Source organism: Bacillus mojavensis, from assembly GCF_012648005.1.
Classification (GTDB): Bacteria; Bacillota; Bacilli; order Bacillales; family Bacillaceae; genus Bacillus; species Bacillus mojavensis.
This window is the reverse complement of sequence record NZ_CP051464.1, coordinates 3,063,103-3,079,936: the sequence shown is the minus strand read 5'-3', so window position 1 is coordinate 3,079,936 and position 16,834 is coordinate 3,063,103. Positions and strand designations below refer to the sequence as shown.

Here is a 16,834-nt window from a genome sequence, read left to right as displayed (position 1 = left end):
ATTAAGGAAAAAGTTGACTTTGTTTGCCAGAAAACCTATTATTTGAGTTGTCTAGTTGATAGTGAAAATCATTATCATAAATGCAGCCAGTTTTAAAGAGAGGAATGTCGTACTGCATGATTGAGAAAAATACAGATGGGGCTAAAGGCGGGACCTACAACGCATTTACCATTCCGGGAACGGAAGTGCGTAAAATGTCTTCACGCAATGGCAGCCGCGGCTATCAAATCTTTATCTCAAAACCGAGCACGGAGCCGCCGCCTTCCGGTTATCCGGTTATTTATCTGCTCGACGCCAATTCTATCTTCGGTACAATGTCGGAAGCTGTTCGGGTACAGGGGCGCCGTCCTGAGAAAACAGGGGTAATTCCCGCTGTGATTGTCGGTATTGGCTATGACACAACAGAACCGTTTTCTTCTGCGCGCCACCGGGATTTTACAATGCCTACGTCTTACACGGAGCTGCCGGTAAGGCCTGACGGCAAAGAATGGCCGGAGCATGGAGGAGCGGGGGACTTTTTAAGATTTATTGAAGAGGACCTCAAACCAGAGATTGAACAAGATTATGAGATTGACAGAAACAGACAAACAATCTTTGGCCACTCTCTTGGCGGGCTCTTTGTTTTGCAGGTGCTCTTAACGAAACCGGATGCATTCCAAACGTATATCGCAGGCAGTCCGTCCATTCATTGGAACAAACCATTTATTGAAAAGGAAGCTGAGCGTTTCGCTTCCTGTTTAAAGAAAAACGAGCAGCCTGTCAATATTCTGCTAGCGGCAGGAGAATTGGAAAAGCATCATAAATGCCGAATGAACGATAACGCAAAGGAGCTTTACGAGCGGCTGTCCGCTTTGGCTGAAAAAGGCGTACGGACAGAATTTTGCGAGTTTTCAGGAGAAGGACATATTTCGGTTCTTCCTGTTTTGGTCAGCAGGGCTTTGCGTTTCGCGCTTCACCCTGACGGCCCGCACATTTCAATGAGCTGAGAATTGCCTCAGCTCCCATATTTGTCACAAAAATTATATTTGACTGTCGGATGACATTTGGATATGATTATTTTTATAATTGATAATGATAATCATTATCAATAGATTGCGGTTAATAGTAAGGTGAAGCAGTCTTTTTCGCAACATGCCCTTTTTGGCGTTAAAAGCGAAGAAAGGAAATGATGAAATGAAGGTAAGAGGTATAGAAGGCAAGATCGCATTGATTACAGGGGCCGCCCAAGGAATAGGTGAAGCTGTAGCGCGGACGCTTGCCGGTCAAGGGGCACACATTGCTGCGGTTGATTACAATCCAGAAAAGCTTGAAAAAGTCGTGAACAGCCTCAAAGCGGAGGGATGCCGTGCCGAAGCCTTTCCGGCGGATGTGAGAGACAGTGCGGCGATTGACGATATCACGGCTCGAATCGAACATGACATGGGCCCGATTGACATATTGGTGAACGTAGCGGGTGTGCTTCGGCCAGGACTGATTCATTCTCTCAGTGATGAGGAATGGGAGGCCACTTTCTCAGTGAATTCGACTGGTGTTTTTAACGCGTCGCGCTCAGTCAGCAAATATATGATGAACCGCAGATCCGGTTCGATTGTAACAGTAGGATCAAATGCAGCCGGTGTGCCAAGGACATCTATGGCGGCATACGCCTCATCAAAGGCTGCGGCTGTGATGTTTACAAAGTGCCTTGGCCTTGAGCTTGCAGAATATAACATCCGCTGCAATATTGTTTCTCCCGGATCAACGGAAACAGACATGCAGTGGTCTTTATGGGCTGATGAAAATGGAGCAGAGCAAGTCATCAAAGGATCGCTTGATACATTTAAAACGGGAATTCCGCTCAAAAAACTGGCCCAGCCTTCGGATATTGCGGATGCCGTGCTCTTTTTGGTTTCTGAGCAGGCAGGCCATATTACGATGCATAATTTATGTGTAGATGGCGGCGCGACCTTAGGCGTATAAGTTAACTCAAAGGAGGTTTATGAAGATGTTGGAACAAAACGTTATATCTGAAACGAAGGCGGAGCATTTGCTTCATGAGTATCAGCCGGGCGCTTTTTTCTTGGCTTCCCCTCATCGTGTGCTGCTTGGAAAAGGAATAAGTGAAGCCGTGCCGGATGCAGACGGACAAAACCAATTAGAAACCTTACCCGGCCGCATTGCTGAGGCGCTAAACAAAGCAAAGCAATTGGGGCAAAGCCGTCCGGTTGTTGTGGGAGCTGTTCCATTTGATTATTTAAAACCGCCCCGGCTCGTCGTTCCGGAGGAGGTACGGTGGTCGGGACCGCTTCAATTCGGTGATGCCAAGATTGAACAGCAGCCGGTACATACATATCACATACAGCCTGTTCCTGCACCGGAGGACTATAAAAAAGGTGTAGAACAAGGATTGGCAAGCATTGCTGACGGCACACTCAGCAAAATCGTCCTGTCCAGATCGCTGCATCTGACATCACCTGAAGCGATACAAACGGGTGAACTGCTTCACCATCTGGCGCGGCATAATACACATGGTTATACTTTTGCAGCCGAGGTATCAGGCCCAGATGACTCATCTTCCCATCGGACATTACTCGGAGCAAGTCCCGAGCTTCTCGTTTCAAGAATGGGAACTCAGGTGGTATCCAATCCGTTAGCGGGATCTAGACCTCGCAGTGATGATCCTGTTGAGGACCAGCGCCGGGCCGATGAATTGCTTTCTTCCGCAAAGGATCTTCATGAGCATGCTGTTGTGGCTGATGCGGTTGCCGCCGGGCTGCGGCCTTTTTGCCGGTCGCTGGACGTTCCGGAAAAGCCTTCGCTGATCCAAACGGAGACGATGTGGCATTTGTCCAGTGTCATTAAAGGAGAGCTTTCTGATCCGACTGTAACCTCGCTGGAACTAGCCGCCGCGCTTCATCCTACGCCGGCAGTCTGCGGAACACCGACTGACCTTGCAAGAGAAGCCATCCGTGAAATTGAACCTTTTGACCGCGGTTTCTTCACCGGCATGGTAGGCTGGTGTGACGATGCAGGCGATGGCGAATGGATCGTTACGATTCGGTGTGCAGAGGCTGAAGAACGCTCACTTCGTCTTTTTGCAGGGGCCGGTGTTGTAGCCGGATCAAAAGCAGAGGACGAGCTTCAGGAGACATCCGCAAAGTTTCGGACGATGCTTCGCGCAATGGGTGTCAATCACATATGATCAGAAATAATTGCAGGAGGGAAACAGCATGCTGAATGGATTTACGCCGTGGCCTAAGGAGTTTGCGGAAAAGTACCGGGAGAACGGTTGCTGGGCCGGTGAGACTTTTGGAGACATGTTAAGAGACCGGGCTGCCAAACATGGCGATCGAATCGCGATTACATGCGGGGACACCCATTGGAGCTATCAAGAGCTTGACACAAGGGCTGACCGTCTGGCAGCCGGATTGCAAAAGCTCGGTATTAAACCAATGGATCGTGTAGTCGTGCAGCTGCCGAATATCGCGGAGTTTTTTGAAGTCATCTTTGCACTTTTTCGGCTGGGAGCGCTCCCGGTCTTTGCACTGCCTTCTCATCGAAGCAGTGAGATTACATATTTTTGCGAGTTTGCTGAAGCGGAGGCTTATATTATCCCCGATTCCCATTCGGGATTTGACTACCGTACACTTGCCAGACAGGTTCGAAGCAAGCTGCCGTCCTTGAAACACGTCATTGTCGCAGGTGAGGCGGAGGAATTCCAGCCGCTTGAGGCACTGCATACAGAACCTGGCGAGCTGCCTGAAGTAAAATCTTCGGATGTGGCGTTCCTACAGCTTTCTGGCGGAAGCACCGGCTTATCGAAACTGATACCGCGAACCCACGATGACTACATATACAGCCTGCGGATGAGCGCGGAGGTTTGCTGGCTTGATCACAGCACTGTGTACTTGGCCGCATTGCCGATGGCGCACAATTACCCGCTGAGCTCACCCGGGGTGCTAGGCGTATTATACGCTGGAGGAAAAGTGGTTTTATCTCCTTCTCCGAGTCCGGACGACTCGTTCCCTTTGATTGAACGGGAACAGGTGACAATCACAGCTCTTGTCCCGCCGCTTGCAATGGTATGGATGGACGCTGCTGCCTCACGAGATGACGATTTATCAAGCCTTCAAGTGCTGCAGGTAGGCGGCGCGAAATTCAGCGCTGAAGCCGCGCGCAAAGTGAAATCTGTATTCGGCTGCACCTTGCAGCAGGTCTTCGGAATGGCAGAAGGGCTCGTTAATTATACAAGGCTTGATGACCCCGAGGAAGTTATTGTCAATACCCAAGGTAAGCCGATGTCTTCTTACGATGAAATACGTGTGTGGGATGATCAGGACCATGACGTGAAACCTGGTGAAACGGGGCACCTGCTGACACGGGGACCGTATACGATCCGGGGATACTATAAGGCTGATGAGCACAATGCGGCTTCGTTTACCGAGGACGGGTTTTACCGCACTGGCGATCTAGTGAGACTGACATCCGACGGTTATGTTGTCGTGGAAGGACGGGCAAAGGATCAAATCAACCGCGGCGGGGAAAAAGTGGCGGCTGAAGAGGTTGAAAATCATCTTCTGGCACATCCGGCTGTGCATGATGCGGCAATGGTCTCAATGCCAGACCAATTTCTTGGTGAAAGATCTTGTGTGTTCATTATTCCCCGGGATCAAGCGCCGAAAGCCGCAGAGCTCAAAGCTTTTCTAAGAGAACGCGGGCTTGCAGCGTATAAAATTCCAGACCGGATCGAATTTGTTGAGTCCTTCCCGCAGACAGGGGTAGGAAAGGTAAGCAAAAAGGCGCTTCGCGAAGCGATCGCCGAAAAACTTCTTGCAGGTTCAAAAAAATAGAAACGATTTGAAAGGGAGTGTTCAAATGGCTATTCCTGCCATTCAGCCGTATCAAATGCCGACAGCGTCTGATATGCCAACAAACAAAGTATCATGGGTGCCTGATCCAAATCGGGCAGTCTTCTTAATACACGATATGCAGAACTATTTTGTCGACGCGTTTACAGCTGGAGCGTCTCCGGTAATAGAGCTTTCAGCAAATATACGCAAACTGAAGGATCAATGTGTTCAGCTCGGGATACCTGTTGTCTACACAGCGCAGCCCGGCAGTCAAAACCCGGAGGACCGGGCATTGCTGACTGATTTTTGGGGACCTGGATTAAGCAGCGGCCCTTATGAGGAAAAAATTGTGGCCGAGCTTGCACCGGTAGACAATGATCTCGTATTGACAAAATGGAGATACAGCGCATTTAAGAGAACGAATCTGCTTGAGATCATGCGTGAACAGGGGCGTGATCAGCTGATCATCTCCGGGATTTATGCTCATATTGGCTGTCTCGTTACAGCATGTGAAGCGTTTATGGAGGATATAGAAGCATTTTTTGTTGCTGATGCAGTTGCTGACTTTTCTCGGGACAAGCATAAAATGGCGCTTGATTATGCGGCTGGGCGCTGTGCGTTTACGCTGATGACCGACAGCTTGCTTGATCAGCTGAAACATACGCCTTCTGCGGCTCAAAAGCCATCAGAAAAAGCTGAAAAACATATATTTACCTGCGAGAGTATCCGCACACAAATTGCTGAGCTTCTCCAAGAATCTCCTGATGACATTGCAGATAATGAGGACTTACTGAATAGGGGACTTGATTCTGTAAGGATCATGACATTAGTGGAACAATGGCGCCGTGAAGGAGCCGAGGTGACATTCGTCGAACTGGCTGAACGGCCGACGATAGAAGAATGGCAGAAATTGCTTTCAATCCGCATTGAGAGAGTGTTGCCAAACGCGGACTATTTATAAAAGGAGGTAAAAAGACGGATGCCTGATACAAAAGATCTTCAATATTCTTTAACCGGAGCGCAAAGCGGTATTTGGTTTGCTCAGCAGCTTGATCCGGACAATCCAATCTACAATACAGCCGAATATATAGAAATCAACGGCCCAATCGATATTTCTCTTTTTGAAGAAGCTTTACGGCACGTCATAAAAGAAGCGGAATCACTTCATGTCCGCTTTGGTGAAGATATGGACGGGCCTTGGCAGATGATGAATCCATCACCGGATGTACAGCTCCAAGTCATTGACGTCAGCTCTGAACCTAATCCGGAAAAGACCGCTTTAAACTGGATGAAAGCTGACTTGGCAAAGCCGGTCGATTTACAGCATGACCCGTTGTTCCGCGAAGCTTTGTTTAAAGCCGGGCCTCAGCGTTTCTTTTGGTATCAGCGCATTCACCATATTGCGATCGACGGCTTTGGATTTTCTCTGATCGCCCAGCGGGTTGCACAGGCCTATACGGCACTTGCAGGAGGGCGGTCCGCCGATGATCGTTCCTTCGGCTCTTTGCAGGATATTTTGGCGGAGGACGCAGAGTACCGCTCGTCTGATACATATGAAGAGGATCGTCAATTCTGGCTGAATCGTTTTGCGGACAGGCCTGAAGTTGTCAGTTTGGCAGAACGGGCGCCGAGAACCTCAAAAAGCTTTCTGCGCCAGACTGCTTATTTGCCGCCATCTGATGTAAACGCATTGAAAGAAGCGGCGCGCTATTATGCCGGAAGCTGGCATGAAGTCGTGATTGCGGTATCAGCTGCTTATGTACACCGCATGACCGGCTCTGAGGATGTTGTGCTCGGACTGCCCATGATGGGACGGATGGGATCGGCATCCTTGAATGTTCCGGCTATGGTGATGAATCTTCTCCCGCTGAGGCTGTCTGTGAGTCCTTCGATGAGCTTTTCTGAGCTTGTGCTGCAGATTTCCCGGGAAATCCGCAGTATCCGGCAGCATCATAAATACCGCCATGAGGAACTGCGGCGGGATCTGAAACTAATAGGAGAAAATCATAGATTATTTGGCCCACAAATTAATGTGATGCCTTTTGATTACGGTCTCGACTTTGCCGGAGCCCGTGGGACCACGCACAATCTTTCAGCCGGTCCTGTTGATGATTTGTCGATAAATGTCTATGACAGAACAGACGGAAGCGGGCTGCGAATTGATGTGGATGCCAATCCTGAAGTGTACAGCGAGTCAGAAATAAAGGTGCATCAGCAGCGGATCTTACAGCTTTTACAAACGGCATCAGCCGGTGAGGACATGCTGATTGGGCAAATGGAATTTCTTTTGCCGGCAGAAAAAGCACGGGTCATAAGCGAATGGAATGAGACAGCAAAACCCGAGCAGCTGCTCAGCCTTCCGGATATGTTTGAGGAGCAGGCAAAACGTTCGCCTGAACGTATCGCCCTGATTTGCGATCACATTCAATTAAGCTATCAAGAGCTGAATGAACAAGCAAACCGCCTTGCGCATCTTTTGATAGAAAAAGGTCTTGGCCCGGAGCAGTTTGTCGCCTTGGCTCTGCCGCGGTCTTCCGAGATGGTAGCTGCAATGCTTGCCGTACTAAAGACTGGCGCTGCTTATCTTCCGCTTGATCCGGAGTTTCCAGCCGACAGAATTTCATACATGCTGAAGGATGCGAAGCCATCATGCATGATAACGACTGAGGAAATTGCAGCCACTTTGCCTGATGATATAACGGCACCGCAGCTTGTGCTGGATCAGCCTGTGACAAAAGAAATTGTGAAGCGTTATTCTGCCGACAATCCAAATGTACATGTATCTCTTGTTTATCCGGCGTATATCATCTATACATCAGGATCAACAGGAAGGCCAAAGGGTGTTGTTGTCACGCTGAAAAGTTTAAGTAATTTTCTGCTGTCTATGCAGGAGACATTTTCTCTCAATGAACAAGACAGGCTGCTGGCTGTGACGACCGTCGCTTTTGATATTTCTGCTTTGGAATTGTTCCTCCCGCTTATCAGCGGAGCGAGTATTGTTGTTGCTCAAAAAGAAACAATCCGCGAGCCGCAGGCATTAGCTAAAATGATTGAATATTTTGATATAACGATTATGCAGGCCACGCCGACCCTGTGGCATGCGTTGGTCACAAACGAACCTGAGAAACTTCGGGAGCTCAGGGTGCTTGTCGGGGGAGAGGCCCTGCCGAGCGGACTTTTGCAGGCCCTGCAGGCACTTGATTGTCCAGTAACTAATTTATACGGCCCTACTGAAACAACCATTTGGTCTGCGGCAGCTTCTCTCGAAAAAGGTGTGCAGGGTGTGCCTCCGATCGGAAAGCCGATTTGGAATACGCAGGTATATGTGCTCGATAATAGTTTGCAGCCCGTTCCGCCAGGCATTGTTGGGGAGCTCTATATTGCCGGAACCGGCTTGGCCCGCGGATATTTAGGACGCCCTGATTTAACGGCGGAGCGCTTTGTTGCTGATCCGTACGGACCGCCGGGCACACGGATGTACCGGACCGGAGATCAGGCCCGCTGGCGTGCAGATGGGTCTCTGGATTACATTGGGCGGGCCGATCATCAAATCAAGATTCGCGGTTTCCGCATTGAGCTTGGAGAAATTGATGCCGTGCTTGCTAAACATCCGCAAATTGAACAGGCTGCGGTTGTCGTTCGAGAGGATCAGCCGGGAGATAGACGATTAGTGGCATATCTGGTTGTTTCTTCAGCTCTAGATATTGCTGAGCTTCGCCGTTATGTTGGTGCCAGTCTGCCTGATTATATGGTGCCTGCGGCATTTGTGGAGATCGATGAACTGCCATTAACACCTAATGGCAAGCTAGACCGGAAAGCATTGCCGGCACCCGATTTTAGCGCATCTGTCACTGACCGGGGACCTCGAACGCCTCAAGAAGAGATACTGTGTGATCTGTTTGCAGAGGTTCTGGGTCTTGCACGCGTAGGTATTGATGACAGTTTCTTCGAGCTGGGCGGCCATTCTCTCCTTGCCGCCCGTTTGATGAGCCGAATTCGTGAGACGATGGGAGCTGAGCTGGGCATCGCCAAGCTCTTTGACGAACCGACAGTTGCCGGACTTGCTGCACATCTTGACCAGGCGCAGAGTGTCCGTCCCGCTTTGCAAAGAGCTGAACGTCCCGAGAACATTCCGCTTTCTTTTGCACAGCGCCGGCTATGGTTCCTCCATTGTCTGGAAGGGCCAAGTCCTACTTATAATATCCCGGTTGCCGTCCGTCTTTCAGGTGAACTGAACCAAGGAGCGCTGCAAGCGGCACTGTATGACCTCATCAGCCGCCATGAAAGCCTTCGGACCATTTTCCCTGAATCACAGGGGACATCTTATCAGCATATTTTAGACGCCGATCAAGCCCGTCCTGATTTATATGTTACAGAAATAAAGAAGGAGGAGCTTTCTAAGAGGCTTGCCGCTGCTGCTCGCTACAGCTTTGACCTTGCAGCTGAGCCTGCTTTCCGTGCCGAGCTCTTTGTTATCGGTCCCGATGAGTACGTGCTGCTGCTGCTCGTGCACCATATTGTCGGAGACGGATGGTCATTGACCCCTCTGACTCGTGATCTGGCTGCTGCTTATACCGCCCGTTGTCACGGGAGAGCCCCCGAATGGACACCGCTTGCTGTGCAGTATGCGGATTATGCGCTCTGGCAGCAAAGTCTGCTCGGAAGCGAGCATGATCCAGACAGTTTGATTGCCGGTCAGCTAGCTTTCTGGAAAGAGAGACTGGAAGACCTGCCCGATCAGCTCGAACTGCCAACTGATTATTCACGTCCGGCTGAGCCGAGTCATCAGGGAGATACAATCCATTTCCGTATAGACTCAGAGCTTCACAGCCGCTTGCTGGAACTGGCGCGTGCCAATAGAGTAAGTCTGTTTATGGTGCTTCAATCAGGGCTTGCCGCCTTGCTGACGAGGCTCGGAGCTGGAACGGATATTCCGATTGGAAGCCCGATCGCGGGGCGGAATGACGATGCGCTTGGTGATCTTGTGGGACTGTTTATCAATACATTGGTGCTCAGAACAGACACGACTGGTGATCCGAGTTTCCGTGAGCTTCTGGACAGAGTGCGGGAAGTGAATCTGGCAGCCTATGAAAATCAGGATCTGCCGTTTGAGAGACTTGTAGAGGTGCTCAATCCTGTTCGCTCCCGGGCGACGCACCCATTATTCCAAGTCATGCTCGCGTTCCAGAATACGCCTGACGCAGAACTGAACCTGCCTGGTACAGAAAGCAGCCTGCACATTCATAGCGTAGGATCTGCCAAATTTGATGTAACGTTAGAAATCAGTGAAAGCCGTCTTGATGACGGGACACCAAATGGACTGGAAGGATTGCTTGAGTACAGCACCGATCTTTTTAAACGTGAAACTGTTCAAGCTCTCGCTGATCGCCTTCTGCGGCTGCTTGAGGCTGCCGAGGCTGCTCCTGACCAGAAAATCGGAAGCCTGGATATTCTAGCACCAGAGGAGCGCAGCATCACGGCGACGGATTGGCAAAGTGTTTCTGAAAAGATTCCGCAAGCGTGTCTCCCGGAGCTGTTTGAGAAACAAGCTGCGTTGAGCCCTGATTCCATTGCTGTCGTGTATAAAGATAAGGCGATGAGCTATACGGAGCTGAATGAAAGGGCGAACCGGCTTGCCCGGCTGCTGATTAGCAAAGGCGTCGGAACGGAGCAATTTGTGGCATTAGCATTGCCTCGCTCTTTGGATATGACTATTGGACTGTTAGCGGTACTGAAAGCGGGAGCTGCATACCTGCCGCTTGATCCGGACTATCCGGCCGACCGAATCGCTTTTATGCTGAACGATGCCCGGCCTGCGATTATCATCACGAGCTCACAGGTGGAAAATCAAATCCCGCCTGCAGAAAATGTGCCGAAAATTGTGCTGGATGATCCGGAATTATGCGAGAAACTAAAAACATATAGTCCTTTGAATCCTGATCATACGGACAGGATTCGCCCGCTGTCACCTTTCAACACGGCTTATGTTATTTATACATCCGGTTCAACAGGCGTTCCAAAAGGCGTCATGATTCCTCACCAAAATGTGACGAGGTTGTTTGGAGCGACCGATCACTGGTTCCGTTTCGGTTCAGACGATGTGTGGACAATGTTCCATTCCTACGCGTTTGACTTTTCTGTTTGGGAGATTTGGGGACCTTTGCTGCACGGCGGGCGGCTTGTTATCGTGCCTCATGATATCAGCAGATCTCCGGAAGCGTTTCTGCGTCTGCTGGTAAAAGAGGGTGTGACCATTTTGAACCAGACACCATCAGCGTTCTATCAGTTTATGCAGGCGGAAAGGGAGCAGCCTGATCTCGGACAGGCGCTCAGCCTTAGATATGTTGTTTTTGGCGGAGAAGCGCTTGAACTCAGCCGATTAGAGGATTGGTACCATCGCCATCCTGAACAGGCGCCAAAACTGATCAATATGTATGGTATTACCGAAACAACAGTGCATGTCAGCTATATCGAATTAGACCGGAATATTGCAGCTATAAGAGCAAACAGCCTGATCGGCTGCGGAATTCCCGATCTAGGCGTGTATGTGCTGGATGAGCGTTTACAGCCCGTTCCGCCGGGTGTGGCTGGAGAACTGTATGTGTCAGGAGCCGGATTGGCCCGAGGCTATTTAGGACGGCCCGGTTTAACGGCGGAACGCTTCATCGCTGACCCATTCGGACCACCGGGCACACGGATGTACCGCACGGGAGATGTAGCCCGCAGGCGTGCTGACGGTTCTCTCGATTATGTCGGCCGTGCCGATCATCAAGTGAAAATTCGGGGCTTCCGAATTGAATTGGGAGAAATTGAAGCCGCGCTTGTTCAGCATCCACAGCTGGAAGATGCGGCAGTGATCGTTCGTGAGGATCAGCCGGGAGATAAACGTTTGGCAGCTTATGTCATACCTTCCTCGGAAGAAACGTTTGATACGGCGGAACTGCGGAGGTATGCTGCCGAGAGACTGCCGGATTACATGGTGCCTTCAGCCTTTGTGACGATGAAAGAATTGCCGCTGACGCCGAATGGAAAGCTTGACCGTAAAGCGCTGCCTGCTCCAGATTTTGCTGCTGCGGTGACAGGTCGCGGGCCGAGAACCCCGCAGGAAGAAATCCTTTGTGACTTGTTTATGGAAGTGCTTCATTTGCCGCGTGTCGGTATTGATGACCGTTTCTTCGATTTGGGCGGACATTCCCTGCTCGCAGTTCAGCTGATGAGCCGCATACGTGAAGCACTCGGGGTTGAACTCAGCATTGGCAATCTATTTGAAGCGCCGACTGTGGCAGGGCTTGCCGAAAGACTGGAGATGGGTTCAAGCCAAAGCGCTCTTGATGTTTTGCTGCCGCTCCGAACAAGCGGAGACCGGCTTCCGTTGTTTTGCGTACATCCGGCGGGGGGACTTAGCTGGTGTTATGCAGGATTGATGACATCATTAGGAACGGATTACCCCATCTATGGACTGCAAGCGCGGGGAATTGGACAGCAGGAGGCGCTTCCGAAAACGCTCGATGACATGGCTGCCGACTATATAGAACAGATTCGGACGATCCAGCCGAAAGGGCCGTACCATTTGCTTGGCTGGTCCTTAGGCGGAAATGTCGTTCAAGCAATGGCAACACAGCTGCAAAAGCAAGGGGAAGACGTTTCTCTATTGGTTATGCTGGACGCCTATCCAAACCACTTCCTTCCTATAAAAGAGGCACCGGATGATGAAGAAGCGCTTATTGCCCTTCTCGCGTTAGGCGGGTACGACCCAGACAGCTTAGGGGACAAACCGCTTGATTTTAAAACAGCTATTGAAATTCTGCGGAGAGATGGCAGCGCACTAGCCAGTCTGGATGAATCGGTCATTTTAAACCTAAAGAATACGTACGTTAATTCTGTTGGCATTTTAGGTTCATATGCACCGAAAACCTTCCGCGGAAATGTTCTGTTTTTCAGATCAACTATCATTCCTGAATGGTTTGACCCGATTGAACCTGATTCGTGGAAGCCTTATATTGATGGACAAATTGAACAAATCGACATTGACTGCCGCCATAAAGATCTCTGTCAGCCGGAACCGCTCGCAGTCATTGGCCGGGTTCTGGCAGCTAAATTGGAAGAAATGAATCAATGAAGGAGGAAAAGCAATGGCAAATCCTTTTGAAAATGCGGATGGCATATACCTTGTTCTCATCAATGAAGAGGGCCAATATTCCTTGTGGCCCGGCTTTATCGATGTGCCGAGCGGCTGGACAGTCGTTCATGAACAAAAAGGGCGTGAGGCTTGTCTGGACTACATCCAATCGCATTGGAGCGATATGAGGCCGAACAGCCTAAAGCCTGTCGAAAATGTCTAAATGCATTGACGGTAAAAAAAGAGACTGCAGCAGGCAGTCTCTTTTTCTATCTTACGCAGATGTTTGGGTATGATCGCAATCTCTGACAGGGTTCCCGTTTTCATCCGTACACCATGACTGGGATAAAAACGCTAAAAACACAGCGGCCCACTGATCGGCAAATTGAATCAGAATGCCTCCGTCATGCCAAGAGCCGTTGTCTTTTTTCCAGCGGGTATCCAGCGCATTGCCTTGATTCATGTGGATGTTGTGCATACCGTTTGTCGGGGTAAAGCCGAATATTTTATCTGCCGCCTGTTCAGGTCCAAATTTTGACCCGAATATATAAACCGGCGCTTTCTCTTCTTTCGCTTTCTTCATATACGTTTCAATAAAGTCATTTAAATCATTATCAGGCCCCGTGATTTCATGAGGCAAAGGCTTCATTTCCCGTGAATCAAAAAGATTGCCCCGCACATAATCCAGTGCTACTTCACGGTTTTCGTCATTGATCTTCGTATATCCATACGGCATGTTCGGAAGGATGGTAATGGAGCTCGAATCAAACTGATCGTCTGCCAAATACAATACTTCAGATTCCTCGGAACTGGACATGACATTGATGGCGCACCTGTAATACGTATTCTCTTCACCGAGCATCTTGACTTGGAAATGAGGACTGTCATCATCTGTTTCCCGCTTCATATCTAAGACAACGCCTTTTAACACGCCATATTGCTGAACAGCCATATGAATCCTCCTTTATGATCAAGTTCTTCGTTTTAATTCGAGACATCATTTCCTTTTTCCTTTTTAAAAGATAAAAAAAGCCTGCAGAAATTTTTCTGCAAGCTCAATATGAATTAAGCGCCGGCCACAGATGATTCATCCTGTAAGGCTTTCTCGGCAGGGACATATTCGTATCCTAAATCTTTGGCAACAGCCTCATAGGTCACGTGGCCGTTTGCTGTGTTTAATCCCGCTCTTAGTGCCGCATTGTCTTCAAGTGCTTTTGCTGCCCCTTTGTTTGCGATTTGCAGTGCATATGGAACCGTAACGTTCGTTAACGCAATTGTTGAAGTGCGAGGCACAGCGCCCGGCATGTTCGCAACAGCATAGTGAACGACGCCGTGTTTTTCATATGTCGGCTGATCGTGTGTCGTAATGTGGTCGACAGTTTCGACGATGCCGCCTTGGTCAATTGCAACATCCACAATCACTGAACCAGGCTTCATTTGTTTCACCATTTCCTCTGTGACAAGCGTCGGCGCTTTAGCACCAGGGATTAATACGGCGCAAATGAGAAGGTCCGCTTCGGCTACCGAATCGGCGATATTGACAGGGTTAGAAATTAACGTTTTAATTTGATGGCCGAATATATCATCAAGCTGACGCAGGCGATCCGCGTTTAAGTCGATGATCGTCACATCTGCACCTAGGCCGACAGCCATTTTTGCCGCATTGGTTCCGACTACGCCCCCACCGATAATGGTTACTTTTCCTCGGGCAACGCCAGGCACTCCGGCAAGGAGGATTCCTTTTCCGCCTTTAGGTTTCTCTAGGAACTGGGCTCCGATCTGCGCTGCCATTCTGCCTGCAACCTCGGACATCGGTGTAAGCAGAGGCAATGCCCGTCCCTCACTTACCGTTTCATACGCGATCGCTGTGACGCCTTTATCCTTCAGTGCCTGTGCAAGCTCCGGTTCAGCCGCTAAGTGGAGGTAAGTAAACAGTACAAGCCCTTTTCGGAAGTTTGCATATTCTTCCGGAAGCGGTTCTTTGACCTTCATGACCATTTCAGCGTCCCAGACCTGTTTCGGATCAGCAATGATTTCCGCTCCTGCTGACTCATAGGCTTCATTTTCAAAGCCGCTTCCAAGGCCTGCGCCTGATTCAACCAGCACGCGGTGACCGTTTGAAACGAGCTGAGAAACGCCCCCAGGCGTCAAAGCGACACGGTTTTCATTGTTTTTTATCTCTTTAGGAACCCCAATGATCATATCTATTTCCTCCCGTATATGTGATATGTTTAGTGTAGCTTGATTTTTTGGAAAATTCTTTGTTTGAAACAGAAAATAAAAAAACATGGGTTTGTGAAATTTCACAAACCCATGTTTCGAAGTTTGATATCCAAATATATAGTAAACTTTTGATTCACATTTTTTAAATCGATCTCAGCGATCTGGCTGATTCGCTTCAGCCGGTAATTCAATGTATTAACGTGAATATTCAAGATCTTAGAGGCGGTATTCACATTGCTGTCGGCTTCAATAAAACGTTCGAGCGTTTCGACCATATTGGACTGGTGATCCCGGTCGTACTGCTCGAGTTTTGAAAGGGAGTAGTTGAAATATCCCGTTTGCTTCCGTTTCTCATCTAACACGTCCAAGTATTGATAAATGCCTAATTCTGAAAAACTGAAAAGATGCTTGGTTTCTTCAGCAAACCGTTCCTTTGCTTTCAATACGGACAGTGCTTCCTGATATGAACGGCAGACAAACGAAATCGAGTTGTATATTCCGCCAAATGCAATAGAAGCATCTTCTATTTTATAACGTTCCCTCAGCTGTCTTTGCGTGCTGAAAGCGAACTGTTTTAAATCTTGAAAAGGACGATCCGTTTTTGGCGCGGTTAAAATGATAAGTTCATTGGAATCAACGGTCGTCAGCAGAGCATGAACCTGCTGGGTCGTTTCCTGCAGATAATGAAGTTGCTGTTCTGTTTTTTCGGTCAGCTCGCCGTTTACCCGGATGATCATCACGGAAAATTCAGAGGGAACGACCATTCCAAGCTTGTTAAACCCATCCGTCATGTCCTGTTCTTGATAGATGTGTCCAGTCAGCATTTTCCAGAAAAACTCTTGGCTGCGTTCCTCATTTTTCGTTTTTCTGATTTGGAGCTTAAGCAGCTTATTTCTTACTGCATTAGCCGCCATTTTTAATGTCAGCAGATCATCATCCGACAATGTTTTTTGAATTTCAAGCGCCCAAATAAACCCCAGCACCTGGTTGTTCTTCCAAATCGAAATCGCGACGCGGTTGCTTAGTCCGACTTCGTCAATTTCCTTCACTCTGATCGGCTGGTCTGTTTTTAGCAGCGCGGGAATCGTCCCGTCTTTCCACAATTTATTAATAACCTTCTCCGGCACTCTTCTGCCAATGATCGTAGACGTCCGGGCAGGGTCAGTACAATCGCTGTGGGTGCTGTAGGCTAGCAGTTTGTGGTTCACATCTTCAATGGTGATCGGACATTGCAGCACTTCACTGATATGATCAGCCACATCTTCCAGTCTGTCAAAACTGTATTTAAACGGATCCTTTGGCATGGTCATCATTATCCCTACTTTTCCATCCTTGTATTCTTTGTTCTCTTTGACATCATATCGTCTTGCTTTTATTATGATTGTTCTTGTTTGTGAAAATCAACAACAAAGAATACAGTTTAATAGAAGTGAACAAAGTCAAAAAAACACTTTTTAAATATAATGAGATACATGTTCTGTCTTGGGCGAGAAACAGGCTGATGAGTGTTTCAGAAAAACTGAACCTTTTCAGAGATGGTGCTGTAGCATCAAATTTTCTGAAAGGTTTTTTTTGGGAGTTAGAGAATCATTTGGGTCTTTTGGATTATTCCAAGAAGGCGACGTGGATTGAGAAAATAAACCTATTTGTTTAACAAAATATG

General features: G+C 48.8%; 10 protein-coding genes. 7 read left to right on the top strand and 3 right to left on the bottom strand.

Annotated elements, in window-relative coordinates:
- The first annotated feature begins 116 nt into the window (after positions 1–116).
- The 7 genes from besA to HC660_RS16090 all read left to right on the top strand — a co-directional run bounded on the left by besA (position 117) and on the right by HC660_RS16090 (position 13,171).
- Positions 117–986, top strand: coding sequence for a ferri-bacillibactin esterase BesA (besA, locus tag HC660_RS16120; protein ID WP_168748655.1), 870 nt, complete (start codon positions 117–119; stop codon positions 984–986).
- A 187-nt stretch (positions 987–1,173) separates the two neighbouring features.
- Entirely contained in the window at positions 1,174–1,959 is a 786-nt protein-coding gene (locus tag HC660_RS16115; RefSeq protein ID WP_168748654.1) for a 2,3-dihydro-2,3-dihydroxybenzoate dehydrogenase, read from the top strand.
- A 25-nt stretch (positions 1,960–1,984) separates the two neighbouring features.
- Entirely contained in the window at positions 1,985–3,181 is a 1,197-nt protein-coding gene (gene dhbC / locus HC660_RS16110) for an isochorismate synthase DhbC (RefSeq protein WP_168748653.1), read from the top strand.
- Positions 3,182–3,209: 28 nt separating this feature from the next.
- Positions 3,210–4,829 carry a (2,3-dihydroxybenzoyl)adenylate synthase gene (locus tag HC660_RS16105; RefSeq protein WP_168748652.1) on the top strand — a complete coding sequence of 540 codons (1,620 nt, stop codon included), beginning with the start codon at positions 3,210–3,212 and terminating at the stop codon, positions 4,827–4,829.
- A 25-nt stretch (positions 4,830–4,854) separates the two neighbouring features.
- Positions 4,855–5,790 carry an isochorismatase gene (locus tag HC660_RS16100; RefSeq protein WP_168748651.1) on the top strand — a complete coding sequence of 312 codons (936 nt, stop codon included), beginning with the start codon at positions 4,855–4,857 and terminating at the stop codon, positions 5,788–5,790.
- Between the two features lie 18 nt (positions 5,791–5,808).
- A complete protein-coding gene (locus HC660_RS16095; RefSeq protein ID WP_168748650.1) occupies positions 5,809–12,948 on the top strand; it encodes a non-ribosomal peptide synthetase in 7,140 nt (2,379 codons plus the stop codon).
- Between the two features lie 13 nt (positions 12,949–12,961).
- A complete protein-coding gene (locus HC660_RS16090; protein ID WP_044158967.1) occupies positions 12,962–13,171 on the top strand; it encodes an MbtH family protein in 210 nt (69 codons plus the stop codon).
- Positions 13,172–13,222: 51 nt separating this feature from the next.
- On the opposite strand, the gene HC660_RS16085 is transcribed toward HC660_RS16090, so the two are convergent.
- The 3 genes from HC660_RS16085 to HC660_RS16075 all read right to left on the bottom strand — a co-directional run bounded on the left by HC660_RS16085 (position 13,223) and on the right by HC660_RS16075 (position 16,475).
- The gene (locus tag HC660_RS16085; RefSeq protein ID WP_010331713.1) at positions 13,223–13,900 is read right to left on the bottom strand and encodes a YukJ family protein; all 678 of its coding nucleotides are present in this window, start codon (positions 13,898–13,900) and stop codon (positions 13,223–13,225) included.
- A gap of 113 nt (positions 13,901–14,013) precedes the next feature.
- Positions 14,014–15,150, bottom strand: coding sequence for an alanine dehydrogenase (gene ald, locus HC660_RS16080; RefSeq protein ID WP_168748649.1), 1,137 nt, complete (start codon positions 15,148–15,150; stop codon positions 14,014–14,016).
- Between the two features lie 101 nt (positions 15,151–15,251).
- A complete protein-coding gene (locus tag HC660_RS16075) occupies positions 15,252–16,475 on the bottom strand; it encodes a sporulation transcriptional activator AdeR (protein WP_168749498.1) in 1,224 nt (407 codons plus the stop codon).
- Positions 16,476–16,834 lie beyond the last annotated feature (359 nt).